At 67.6% G+C, this 12,639-nt stretch carries 10 protein-coding genes; 9 read left to right on the forward strand and 1 reads right to left on the reverse strand.

Features of this window, described 5'->3' with window-relative positions; translation table 11 throughout:
- The 6 genes from C8D93_RS16420 (at window position 1) to C8D93_RS16445 (ending at window position 6,301) form a co-directional block, all read left to right on the forward strand.
- Entirely contained in the window at window positions 1–747 is a 747-nt protein-coding gene (locus C8D93_RS16420) for a DUF3800 domain-containing protein (RefSeq protein WP_110266315.1), read from the forward strand.
- A gap of 172 nt (window positions 748–919) precedes the next feature.
- Window positions 920–1,942, forward strand: a complete 1,023-nt coding sequence (locus C8D93_RS16425; RefSeq protein WP_110266316.1) for a virulence RhuM family protein — start codon at window positions 920–922, stop codon at window positions 1,940–1,942.
- Window positions 1,939–3,570 (forward strand): type I restriction-modification system subunit M, encoded by a 1,632-nt coding sequence (locus tag C8D93_RS16430; RefSeq protein WP_110266317.1) that lies wholly within the window; start codon window positions 1,939–1,941, stop codon window positions 3,568–3,570. Before C8D93_RS16425 ends, C8D93_RS16430 begins: the two co-directional genes overlap by 4 nt.
- A gap of 41 nt (window positions 3,571–3,611) precedes the next feature.
- The gene (locus tag C8D93_RS16435) at window positions 3,612–4,547 is read left to right on the forward strand and encodes a M14 family metallopeptidase (RefSeq protein WP_110266318.1); all 936 of its coding nucleotides are present in this window, start codon (window positions 3,612–3,614) and stop codon (window positions 4,545–4,547) included.
- A 186-nt stretch (window positions 4,548–4,733) separates the two neighbouring features.
- The gene (locus C8D93_RS16440) at window positions 4,734–5,459 is read left to right on the forward strand and encodes a crotonase/enoyl-CoA hydratase family protein (RefSeq protein ID WP_110266319.1); all 726 of its coding nucleotides are present in this window, start codon (window positions 4,734–4,736) and stop codon (window positions 5,457–5,459) included.
- A 434-nt stretch (window positions 5,460–5,893) separates the two neighbouring features.
- Entirely contained in the window at window positions 5,894–6,301 is a 408-nt protein-coding gene (locus tag C8D93_RS16445; protein ID WP_110266320.1) for an MAPEG family protein, read from the forward strand.
- A gap of 28 nt (window positions 6,302–6,329) precedes the next feature.
- Here C8D93_RS16445 and C8D93_RS16450 read toward each other — a convergent pair whose 3' ends face one another.
- Window positions 6,330–7,958, reverse strand: coding sequence for an ABC-F family ATP-binding cassette domain-containing protein (locus C8D93_RS16450; RefSeq protein ID WP_110266321.1), 1,629 nt, complete (start codon window positions 7,956–7,958; stop codon window positions 6,330–6,332).
- Window positions 7,959–8,284: 326 nt separating this feature from the next.
- Between C8D93_RS16450 and kdpA the strand changes: the two genes are divergently transcribed.
- From kdpA to kdpC, 3 genes are read left to right on the forward strand one after another with little or no spacing between them, the layout of a single operon-like run.
- Window positions 8,285–9,988 carry a potassium-transporting ATPase subunit KdpA gene (gene kdpA, locus C8D93_RS16455; protein WP_110266322.1) on the forward strand — a complete coding sequence of 568 codons (1,704 nt, stop codon included), beginning with the start codon at window positions 8,285–8,287 and terminating at the stop codon, window positions 9,986–9,988.
- A 14-nt stretch (window positions 9,989–10,002) separates the two neighbouring features.
- Window positions 10,003–12,021: a potassium-transporting ATPase subunit KdpB gene (kdpB, locus tag C8D93_RS16460; protein ID WP_110266323.1), complete on the forward strand. Its 2,019-nt coding sequence runs from the start codon at window positions 10,003–10,005 to the stop codon at window positions 12,019–12,021.
- Between the two features lie 12 nt (window positions 12,022–12,033).
- On the forward strand, window positions 12,034–12,639 hold the full coding sequence (kdpC, locus tag C8D93_RS16465; RefSeq protein WP_110266324.1) for a potassium-transporting ATPase subunit KdpC: 606 nt from the start codon (window positions 12,034–12,036) through the stop codon (window positions 12,637–12,639).

The raw sequence follows: 12,639 nt of genomic DNA on the forward strand, positions 1-12,639 counted from the left end.
ATGTTCTTCGCCTATTTCGATGAAAGCGGTGACACGGGCATGGAGCGTTCGCCGACCGGGACGTTCGCGCTGTCCTGCGTCTTGCTGCACGATGCGAACTGGTTGAGCGCGCTGGACCAGACCATCGCGTTTCGGCGGTATCTGCGTGACAACTTTCGCATCTCGCCGCGCGCCGAACTCAAGGCCAGCTGGTTGATCCACAACAAGGGCGACATCAGGCCTGCGGGCCTGACCTATCCAGCCCGTCTGGCGGCCTACCGCGCAGCGCTGCGCTTCCAGCGCAAGTGCGGGCTGTTCCGGTCCTTCACCGTGTTGATTGATAAGACCAAGATCCAGAGGCGTGATCTGGATGTGCGCGAAACGGCTTGGCAGTGGGCGATCCAGCGGTTGGAGCGCTTCGGCACCGACAGGAAGGACAACATCCATGTGTTGCCCGATGAAGGGCACGGCGAGTTCATCCGCAAGAAGATTCGCGCCATGCGCCGCTTCAGCCGCGTGCCGTCCGCGTTTGGCGGACCTTCGCTGGATCGGAAGGCGCAGAACATCGTGGAGGATTCATCGGACCGGCGATCACACGAGTCCTACTTCATACAGCTGGCCGACCTCAATGCCTATGCGGCGTTCCGCCGGGTGTTTCCGGGCGCGTCGTTTGGGCCGGACGTCTATGAGGAACTCGGCGAGGCCAGAGTGACCGAGGTCAACCGACTCTCTGGCGGGCCAACAGGGATTGTCGTGTGGCCAAAATAAAGAGCCCGCCTTGCGGCGGGCGGGGGAAATCCTACTACTGGCCAAGGGGCACAGCCTCAGATTTCGATTGCATTATTAGCGGGGAAGGTCGCCTGTGGCAAGGAGTGGCTAGGCCGTGGTGCCCGGCCAAGGCCCAATCTCGCGTGGCCTTTGAGGTCGAAAGGGGCCTGCCATGCTGATCCTCTATACCACCGAAGACGGCAAGAGCCAGATCCAGCTTCGCGCCAGGGGCCAGACCGTCTGGCTGAGCCAGCGGGAAATGGCACAGCTCTTCGATACCAGCACGGACAACGTCGGCCTGCACCTCAAGAATATCTTTGAGGACGGGGAGTTACGTCGCGAGGCAACTACCGAGGAATCCTCGGTAGTTCAAACCGAGGGGGGGCGGGAGGTCCGGCGGCCGGTCACGCTCTACAGCCTCGACGCCATCCTCGCCGTCGGCTACCGCGTGCGCTCGCCGCGCGGGGTGCAGTTCCGCCGCTGGGCGTCCACCGTCCTCAAGGAGTACCTGCTCAAGGGCTTCGCGATGGATGACGAGCGGCTTAAGAACCCGGACGGCCGCCCGGATTACTTCGACGAGATGCTGGCGCGCATCCGCGACATCCGCGCCTCGGAGAAGCGGTTCTACCAGAAGGTGCGCGACCTCTTTGCGCTGAGCACCGACTACGACAAGACCGACCGTGCGACCCAGCAGTTCTTTGCCACCGTTCAGAATCTGCTGCTCTACGCGGTGACCCGCCAGACCGCCGCCGAGCTGGTGAGTGCTCGTGCCAATCCGGACGATCCGAACTTCGGCCTGCTCGCCTGGAAGGGGGACAAGGTTCGCAAGACGGACATCCTGATTGCCAAGAACTATCTGACCGAAGACGAGATCGACACGCTGAATCGCCTGGTCGTGATCTTTCTGGAAACCGCCGAACTGCGCGCGAAGAACCGCAAGGAGACGCGCATGAGCTTCTGGAGGGAAAACATCGACCAGATCATCACCACCAACGGCTTCCCGCTGCTGGAAGGCAAGGGCGGGATCAGTCACGAGCAGATGGAGGTTGTCACCTTCGAGCGCTACGTGACGTTTGACCAGCGTCGCAGGCGGCAGGAGGCCATCGCGGCCGATCAGGCTGACGATGCCGAGCTGAAGAGCCTGGAAGGCAAGCTCAAGCGTCGCACCAGGAAATCGGACAAGCCCGCTTCATGAACGACAAAGACCAAAAGTTGCTCGGAAAGACGCTCTGGAACATCGCCGATCAGCTCCGCGGCGCGATGAACGCGGATGACTTCCGCGACTACATGCTCGCCTTCCTGTTCCTGCGCTATCTCTCGGATAACTACGAGGCGGCGGCGAGAAAGGAGCTGGGACCGGACTATCCGGAGCTTTCGCGGGAACAACTTCGTGCCGCCGGTGTCTCCACGCCGCTGCAAATCTGGTATGAGGAAAACCTCAGCGACGCGCCGGAATTCGAGAAGCAGATGCGGCGCAAGGTGCACTACGTCATCAAGCCTCAGTATCTCTGGGGAAATATCGTGATGTTGGCGCAGGAGCAGAGCGACGAGCTGCTGGAGACGCTGCGCAAGGGGTTCCATCACATCGAGACGGAGTCCTTTCAGACGACCTTCGGCGGCCTGTTCTCCGAGATCAATCTCAGCTCGGAGAAACTCGGCAGGACCCACGTCGACAAGAACCGGAAGCTTTGCGACATCATCAAGGAGATCGCCAAGGGGTTGGCGGAGTTTTCCACGGATGTCGATGTGCTGGGGGACGCCTACGAGTACCTGATCGGCCAGTTCGCTGCCGGCTCCGGCAAGAAGGCCGGCGAGTTCTACACGCCGCAGCGCATCTCCGACATTCTTTCCGCGATCGTCACGCTCGACAGCCAGGAGCCCGCAACCGGCAAGGTCAAACACCTCGGCAGCGTGTTCGACTTCGCCTGTGGTTCCGGGTCGCTGCTGCTCAATGTGCGCAAGCGCATGGGGCCGCACGGCATCGGCAGGATTGTCGGGCAGGAAAAGAACATCACCACCTACAACCTCGCGCGCATGAACATGCTGCTGCACGGGGTGAAGGACACCGAATTCGAGATCTACCACGGGGATACGCTGCTCAACGAGTGGGATGAGCTGCGCGAGACCAACCCGGCGAAGATGCCGAAGTTCGATGCCGTGGTGGCCAATCCGCCCTTCAGCTATCGCTGGGAGCCGAAGGCGGACATGAGTGACGATGTGCGCTTCAAGAACTATGGCCTCGCCCCGAAGTCCGCTGCCGACTTCGCATTCCTGCTTCATGGCTTCCACTACCTGAAGGATCAGGGGGTGATGGCGATCATCCTGCCGCACGGCGTGCTGTTTCGCGGCGGCGCAGAGGAACGCATCCGCACCAAGCTGCTGAAGGACGGCCACATCGATACCGTCATCGGGCTGCCTGCGAATCTGTTCTATTCAACGGGCATCCCGGTCTGCATCCTCGTGCTCAAGCGATGCAAGAAACCGGACGACGTGCTCTTCATCAACGCTGCGGAGCACTTCGAGAAGGGAAAGCGGCAGAACGTCCTGACCGATGAGCACATCGAGAAGATCGTTCGGACGTACCAGACACGCGAACCGGAGGAGCGCTATGCCGCGCGCATTTCGATGGGACGCATCGCCGAGGAGGGCTACAACCTCAATATCTCCCGCTACATCAGTACGGCAGTTGCCGAGAAGGAGATCGATCTGACGGCCACCCACGGCAGCCTGATGGAGATCGAGAAGGCGATTCGTAGCGCCACACGAAAGCACAACGAGTTTCTGAAGGAGCTGGGACTGCCGCTGCTGCCGGGCGGTGAGTAGATGGCTAAGCGCGTCTGATCAAGCCCAGTCCATAGACCCTCATGACCGGTCACTCCCCATATCCGATTGGCACCCCCGGCACCGCATGGGGCGAACCCGAGCGAAAGACCTGGCTCGCCCGGCAGACCCTCCAGCGCCGCTACACGGACGACGTACTGACGATCATCGAACGGCTGCGCGCGACGTGGACGGTGATCGAGTACGGCCGTCTGCCGCACGATCCGGCGCGTTATCCGCTGTTTGCGCTGAAGTCCCGCGACTGGCGGGACGGTCTGCCGGTGGTGCTGGTGACGGGCGGAGTCCACGGCTACGAGACCAGCGGCGTGCACGGCGCGCTGCGCTTTGCCGAGCGGCACGCGGCGGCGTATGCGGGGAAGGTGAACCTGCTGGTGGCGCCGTGCGTGAGTCCCTGGGGTTACGAGACGATCCAGCGCTGGAACGTGGATGCGGTGGACCCGAACCGTTCGTTCGTGGCGAACAGCCCGGCGCCGGAGTCGGCGGCCCTGATGGCGCTGATGGCGCTGGTGGCGCCGCTGCGCGACCGGGTGCTGCTGCATATCGACCTGCACGAGACGACGGACACGGACGAGTCGGAGTTCCGGCCGGCGCTGGCGGCGCGGGATGGCAAGCCGTTCGAGCCGGGGACGATTCCGGACGGCTTCTACTTGGTGGACGACACCGAACGGCCACAGACGGCGTTCCAGAGCGCGGTGATCGACGCGGTGGCGCAGGTGACACACATTGCGCCGGCGGACGAGGCCGGCTGCATCATCGGCTCGAAGGTCGTGGCGCCCGGCGTGATCGAGTACCCGCTGCAGTCGCTCGGTTTGTGCGCGGGGATGACGGACGCGAAGTTCCGCACGACGACGGAGGTGTACCCGGACAGTCCGCGGGCGACCCCGGAGCTATGCGTACAGGCGCAGGTGGCGGCGGTGACGGCGGCGATCGGGTACGCGTTGGGGCATCGGGACGGCTGAGAACGCCAGCCCCTCGATACGCCGCACCGAAGGCGCGGCACTCGGGGGAACGGGGCCAGTGCTCGCCGCGGTCATGTTGCGGGATTAAGGTAGCGGGCAGATGAAGAGTCCGCGCTTCGCGCGGCCCTCTCCCCCAGCCCCTCTCCCGCGAGCGGGAGAGGGGAGTAATCACCACGGAGCGTGGATATGAGCGGCGAGAGCGTTCGATACGAGCTGAAGGACGGCATTGCCGTCATCACCATCGACGACGGCAAGCGCAATGCGCTGTCGCCGGCGGTGTTCCGCGGCATCTACGGGGCCCTGCGCCAGGCGGAGAAGGATCGTGCCGGGGTGATCCTCACCGGGCGCGAGGGCGTGTTCTCGGCCGGCTACGACCTCAAGGTGATGAAGGCGGGCAATGCCGACACGCTGCGCATGCTGCGCGCCGGCTACTCGCTGACGGCGCGGGTGATGGCCTACCCGTATCCGGTGATCGCCGCATGCAACGGGCATTCGTTCGCGATGGGCGTGTTCCTGATGCTGTCCACCGACTACGTCATCGGCACGCGCGGCGAATTCCAGATCGCCGCGAACGAGGTCGCGATTGGCCTGACGATGCCGCGCGTGGCCTGCACGACCCTGCAGCAGCGGCTGACGCCGGCGGCCTACCAGCGTGCGGTCACGCTCTCGGAGGTGTTCACGCCGGAGACGGCGCTGGCCGCGGGCTTCTTCGACGAGCTGGCGGATCCGGCCGAGCTGATGGCGCGCGCGCAATCGCGGGCGACGCAGTTCGCCAAGCTGGACGCACGCGCGCATGCCGAATCCAAGCGCCGCATCCGCGCCAAGCAGATCAGCGCGATCCGCCGCCAGGTGCCGCTCGATCTGGTGGACGCGGTGAAGTTCGGTCTGCGCGGCCGCAAGCCCAAGCGCTGATTTGGGCTTGCGATGTTCGTCGCCCGTCTGCCTATGTTGCTGCTGCGGCCGTTCGTGGGACGCGCAGATGGCGGGGCATGCGCACGAGTCCGCTCGTCCCGAGTGCTGCAGCGAAGCTGCGGTGTATCGAGGGGCATCCCCGGCAGGGTGGTGCCGCAAGTCCCTCGATACACCGCTACAGCGGCACTCGGGACAGGCCCCTCGATACGTTTCGCTGCGCGAAACACTCGGGGCGAACGGAGCGTGAGGGGTTTCTTCCCGATTCGCAGCGGTCGCGGTTGCGGCTGCCTGCATGGGTAGTGCCGCACATTTCGCGCCGCGGGTAGAGTAACGGCGGCTCGGTCGGCGCCGCCGGCGGCCAGCGGGGCAGTGGCTGCGTCGGTTCCGGCGCGTCGTGATCGCCCCGTCCATCCATGTGCCTGGGGGACTCTTTCATGTCGGCATTCGATGCGGTTCTGCTTTACATCCTGTGGATGATCGTCCTGCTGCTGATCTATGCCGGACCGCGCATTCCGCAGGCGCTCGTCGGCGCCAAGGCCATCGACAGCTGGGAGCGCAACAAGGCGCCGGTCGATCCGCCGATGTTCCAGCGTGCGAAGAGCGCGCACCTGAACTGCATCGAGAACCTGCCGCTGTTCGCCGGCGTAGTGGCGATCGCGGGGCTGATGAACCAGATCGCCATCGCCGACAGCGTCGCCGCGTGGGTGCTGTACGCGCGCGTGGCGCAGAGTGCGGTCCACATCAGCGGCACGTCGTTCATCCAGATCATGCTGCGCGCGACCTTCTTCCTGATCCAGGTCGTGCTGATCGGTTACATCGCGGTCAAGCTGCTGATGGTTTGAGCGGACGGACGCCGGCAGGCCGCGGCCCTCAGCGGGCGGCGGCCTGCCACGGCGTCAGCCGCCATCCCGCCGCCCCGGCTTCGAGCCGGTGCGTGGGCGCCAGCGCGTCGAGAAAGTGCGGGTCGTGCGAGGCCGCGACCAGCGTGCCGTCGTACTGGCGCAGCATCGTCTCCAGCGCGGCCGTGGCCTCCAGGTCGAGGTGATTGTCCGGCTCGTCGAGCAGCAGCAGTTGCGCCGGGTTCTCGCCGTAGAGCGCGCAGGCCATCGCCGCGCGCACGCGCTCGCCGCCACTGAGCTGGCCGGCGGGCGGCCGTAGCTGCGCCGGGCCCAGTCCCAGCAGCGCCAGCCGGCTGCGCAGTTCGCCCTCGCCGGTGCGGCGGTTGATCGCGCGCAGCTGGTCGAGCACGCCGCGGTCCGGATCGAGCAGCGACAGGTGCTGGTCCAGGTATGCCGTCGCCACCGCAAGCTCGCAACGGCCGCCCAGCGGCGCCAGCCGCCCGGACAGCACCTGCAGCAAGGTGGACTTGCCCCTGCCGTTGGCACCCACCAGCGCAATACGCTGACCGCGCAGCAGCGACAGCGCGATGTTGCGCGTGGCGCCGGCCAGGTGCGGCAGTGTCACGTCGGTGAGCGCGGCCACCCGGTCCGGCCCGCGTGCGGCGGGGGGCGCGAACAGCACGGTCTCGCGCTGCGACGCGACTGCCGCGGCAGCCTCGCGAACCTGCTGCGCCAGCGATTCCCGTGCGGCCTGCTGCTGCACCCGCAGCTTGCCGCTCGTGGTCTCGCTTCGGCCCTTGCGCAAGCCCAGCAGGATCGGCGCCAGGTTGGCGTTCGCCGCATCGTGCCGGCCTCGCGCCTGCCGGCGTTCGGCGCGCTCGCGCTGCCGGTCCAGTTCGCGCGCCTGCCGCCGGTTCTGCGCCTTGCTGCGGTCGAGCCGGTCCTGTGCCGCGGCGTGTTCCTGCGCGCGGGTCCGGGCGTAGAAGGCGTGACCGCCGCCGTAGCGGCGCAATCCGGTCTCCGACAGCTCGACGATGGTGTGCAGGCTGTCGAGCAGGCTGCGGTCGTGGCTGACGACGAGCAGGCCGCCGGGCCAGCGCCGCAACTGCTCGATCAGCGCGTCGCGGTGCTGGCGGTCGAGATGGTTGCTCGGTTCGTCGAGTACGAGAAAGTCCGCCCCGCCGAGAAACGCGCCGGCGAGCGCGACACGCGTCAGCTCGCCGCCGCTGAGCCGCGTGGCCGGCGTGTCGGCGTCGACGTGCGACAGGCCGGATGCGTCGAGTATCCGTGCGAGACATTCGCGCAGGTCCCAGCGCTCGCCGAGCAGCTCGTCGTCGCCCGGTTGCGCACAACCGGCTTCGATGCGGGCCAGCGCGTCGAGGCCGGCCTGCACACCGGCCAGGCCGGCGACGGTCTGCAGCGGCTGCGGCCGGATCTGCTGCGGCAGGTAGTGGACCGGCCCGCTGCGCAGCACGCGCCCGCTCGTGGGCATCAGCGTTCCGGCGAGGATGCGCGCGAGCACGCTCTTGCCGATGCCGTTGCGGCCGACGAGGCCGGTCGGTCGATGATCGAAATGCGCCTCCAGGTCGCGGAACAGCAGGCGACCGTCGGGAAGCGAATGGGAAACGCCGTGCAGCGTCAGGAAAGGGGCGTGCGTCATGCGCGAAAACACTCATGCCAGGGCTCGGGGCCGCAAGGGATTGCGGGCGCAAGCAGGCCGTCTCAGGTGACGGCGGGCATCAGTGGCGCATGGGCGGCAGGCTCCGGAAAGGCAGGGCGCCAGTGTAGCGCGCCGTCTTATGGATTTCTTATGCGACGCGGGGCGGATCGATATCGATTCCTGATGCGCCGGCGACCGAGCATGTCCGCAGTTCCGAAGCCGGAGAGCTGCAATGGACGTTCTGCTGCTGGGCATGGGCGTCGCCGCCGCGCTGTACCTGTGGCTCGCGATCCGCCATCCGGAACGGTTCTAGAAAGGCGCCGCACATGACCGAGCTGCTGCTGGTGCTGGCGACGACGGCGGTCGGCGGTGCGCTGCTGTCGCGCCATCTGGTCGCGGTGTTCGATGAGAGCCGCTTTCGCGCCGATGAGCTGCACCGCCGCGTCGAGGCGCCGCTGTATCGCCTGCTGGGTGTCGCGCCGGGGGTGCCGATGGACTGGCGCGGCTACTTCGGTGCGCTGCTGCTGTTCAACCTGCTGCTCGGCGCGCTCGCGTGGCTGGTGTTCATGACGCAGGCGTGGCTGCCGCTGAACCCGGACCGCGTGCCGAACCTGTCCTGGGACCTGGCGCTGCATACGGCGGTGTCGTTCATGACCAACACCAACCAGCAGCACTACTCGGGGCAGGCGCAGCTCTCGCATCTGTCGCAGACCTTCGCCATCGTGACGCTGCAATTCGTCACGCCGGCCAGCGGCATGGCCGCCGCCGTCGCGATGCTGCGCGGTCTGCGCGGCGGCTTTCAGTGGGCCGGGGCGCCGGCACCGCAGCCGGGGCGGCTCGGCCACTTCCACGTGGACCTCGTGCGTTCGCTGACGCGTGTGTTCCTGCCGCTGGCGCTGCTGCTGTCGCTCGTACTGGTCTGGCAGGGTGTCCCGGCGACCTACGCACCGGCGACACAGGTGACGACGCTCGAGGCCGCGGCGCCGCAGGCCATCCCGCTCGGCCCGGTGGCGCCGATGGTGGCGATCAAGCAGCTCGGCACCAACGGCGGCGGCTGGTACGGGCCGAACAGCGCGACACCGCTGGAGAATCCGACGCCGCTGTCCAACGCCCTGCAGACCATGGCGATCCTGCTGCTGCCGGTGGCGATGGCCTTCGCGGCCGGGCCGCTGCTGCGCCGGCCGCGGGTGACGGCACTGATCGTCGGCGTGATGGCGCTGACGTCGGCGGGGCTCGTCGCGCTCGGCGTGCACGCCGAACTGCAGCCCAATGCGGCGGCCGTCGCCTACACCGACGGCCCGAACATGGAAGGCAAGGAGCAGCGCTTCGGTGCCGTCGCGTCGGCACTGTGGGGCACGCTGACGACACAGACCTCGAACGGTTCGGTCAACGCGATGCACGACTCGTTCAACCCGCTCGGCGGGATGACGGCGCTGGTCGGCATGTTCGTCAACGCGGTCTGGGGCGGCGTCGGCGTGGGCCTGATCGGCTTCGTCGTCTACCTGCTGGTGACGGTGTTTCTTGCCGGGCTGATGGTCGGTCGCACGCCCGAGCTGTTCGGCCGCAAGCTCGACCTGCCGACGATCCAGGGCCTCGCCGTCCTCGTCGTCCTGCCGCCGGCGGTGATTCTCGTGCTGTCGGCGGTCGCCCTGTGGCATCCCGCGCTCGCGGGCACCAGCAACCCTGGGTTCCACGGCATCGCGCAGGTCGTCTACGAATACACCTCGGCCTTCGCCAACAATGGCTCCGGTTTCGAGGGCCTGGGCGACAACACGCCGTGGTGGAACCTGAGCTGCGTGCTGGCGCTGCTGCTCGGCCGCTACGTGCCGATCGCGATTCCGCTGTACATCGCCGGCCGGCTGTCGGCACAGCGCGGGGCGCCGGAAACGGCCGCGAGCCTGCGCATCGACACGCCACTGTTCGCAGCGACGCTGATCGGCGTCATCGCACTGCTCACGCTGCTGACTTTCCTGCCGGCGCTGATGCTGGGGCCGATCGGCGAGGCACTGGCACTGGCTGCTGCACGGTGAAGGAGACCCGACCGATGTCCGCCTCTGTTCCCTTCGCGCCGCGGTTTGGACCGGTGCTGGCGGCGAGCGTCGTCAAGCTCGCGCCGACGCAGGCTGCGCGCAATCCGGTGATGTTCCTGGTGTGGATGGGCACGCTGCTGACCGCGGTTGTGGTCGTCCGCGGACTGTGGGTCGGCGACAGCGTCGGATTCCCCATCGGCGTGCTCGTGCTGTTGGCGCTCACGGTGCTGTTCGCGAACGCGGCGGAGGCCGTCGCCGAGGCCCGCGCGCGCGGGCAAGCCGGCAGTCTGCGACAGATCCGCACCGAGCTGCGCGCGCGCCGGCGCCTGGATGATGGCCGCGAGGAAACCGTGCCGGCGACGGCTCTGCGGCGCGGCGATCGCGTCGTCGTCGAAGCCGGCGAGCTGATTCCGGTCGACGGCGACATCGTCGAAGGCATGGCCAGCATCAACGAGTCCGCGGTGACCGGCGAGTCGGCACCGGTGCTGCGCGAGGCCGGCGGCGACCGTTCCGGCGTGATCGCCGGCACGCTGGTGCTGTCGGATTGCATCGTCGTCGAGGTCGGTGCCGATCCGGGCGATTCCTTCCTCGACCGCATGATCGCGCTGGTCGAGAACGCACAGCGGCAGAAGACGCCGAACGAGCTGGCGCTGACGGTGCTGCTCGCGGCGATGAGCCTGGTGTTCATCATCGTCGTCGTGACGTTGCCGTTGCTGGCGCGCTTCGTCGGCGCCGAACTCGACGCGACGATGCTGCTGGCCCTGCTGGTCTGCCTGATTCCGACGACCATCGCCGGGCTGCTGCCGGCGATCGGCATCGCCGGCATGAACCGCGCGTTCGCCGAGCGCCTGATCGCCAAGTCCGGCAAGGCGGTGGAGGTCGCCGGCGACATCGATACGCTGCTGATCGACAAGACCGGCACGATCACGTTCGGCAACCGCCATGCCACCGCCTGGCATCCGGTCGGCGGTACGCGCGTGCAGACGCTGGTCGAGGCGGCGGCGCTGGCGTCGGTCGCCGATCCGACGCCGGAGGGCAGGTCCATCGTGCAGCTCGCCGCCGACGCGCACGCCATCCGCCCACAGGCTGCGCGCATCGTGCGCAGCATCGCGTTCAGCGCACAGACGCGCATGAGCGGCGTCGAGACGGAAGCCGGTCTGATCTACAAGGGCGCGATCGATGCCGTTCGCGACTGGTGTGTGCAAAAGGACATCCCGGTGCCCGGCGATCTGCCGGCCGTTGCCGAGCGGATCGCACGCAAGGGTGCGACGCCGCTGGCCGTGGTCGCCGATCGCGTGCTCGGCGTCGTCGAGCTGTCGGACGTGGTCAAGCCCGGCATCCAGGCGCGGTTCGCGCGTCTGCGACGCATGGGTGTGCGCAGCGTGATGATCACCGGCGACAACCCGCTGACCGCGGCGGCGATCGCTGCCGAGGCCGGGGTGGACGACTTCGTTGCCGAGGCCACGCCCGAAGCCAAGCTTGCAGCGATCCGCCGCGAGCAGGCGCAGGGCCGGCTGGTGGCCATGGTCGGCGACGGCACCAACGACGCACCGGCGCTGGCGCAGGCCGACATCGGACTGGCGATGAACGCCGGCACCCAGGCGGCGAAGGAAGCCGCGAACATGGTCGATCTCGATTCCGATCCCGCCAAGCTGATCAAGGCGGTCGAGATCGGCAAGCAGCTGCTGGTCACGCGCGGCGCGCTGACCACCTTCTCGCTGGCCAACGACGTCGCCAAGTACTTCGCGGTGCTGCCGGCGCTGTTCGCGAGCAGCCTGCCGCTGTTCGCGCCGCTGGACGTGATGCGCCTGCACTCGCCGCAGTCGGCGGTGCTGTCGGCGCTGATCTACAACGCGCTGATCATCCCGGCGCTGATTCCATTGGCGCTGCGTGGCATCGGTACCGGCGCCGAGCCCGGCGACGTGCTGCTGCGGCGCAACCTGGCGATCTACGGGCTCGGCGGCGTCGTCGCGCCGTTCGCGGCGATCAAGCTGATCGATCTGCTGCTGGCCGGCACCGGCCTGTTCTTGTGAGGAGGAGCCTCCATGCGACACGAACCCGACAGCACAGGCACGCTCCGCCCGGCGCTCGTCGCCACGGCGGTCAGCCTGCTGATGTTCGGCCTGGCTTACCCGGCAGCCGTCGTGATGGTCGGCCGGGCGGCGTTTCCGGCGCAGGCCCGCGGCAGCCTGATCGAGCGCGATGGCCGCGCGATCGGGTCGGACCTCGTCGGCCAGCGTTTCGAGGGGAACGGCTACCTGACCGGCCGGCCGTCGGCGGTCGGCTACGATCCGGCTGCCGTCGCCGGCAGCAATCTGGCGCCGAGCCATCCGGCGCTGCGCGAGGCGGTCGCCGCGCGAGCGCGCGCCATCGCCGACAGGGAGATCGGCGCGCCCACGCGCCTTCCGGTCGACGCGCTGACCGCATCGGGTGCCGGCATCGATCCGCACATCAGCCCGGCCTACGCCGAGCTGCAGGTCGCGCGCATTGCGCTCGCGCGCGGCATTGCGCCGCAGCAGGTACGCGAGGTGATCGCGCGGCATACGCGGATGCCGACGCTGGGCGTGCTGGGCCAGCCGCGCGTGCACGTCCTGGGGGTGAATCTGGCGCTGGATGATTCCCGGGTTCATGACGAAAGTCCCGCGCCGTGA

It is taken from the genome of Sinimarinibacterium flocculans, from assembly GCF_003201205.1.
GTDB lineage: Bacteria > Pseudomonadota > Gammaproteobacteria > Nevskiales > Nevskiaceae > Solimonas > Solimonas flocculans.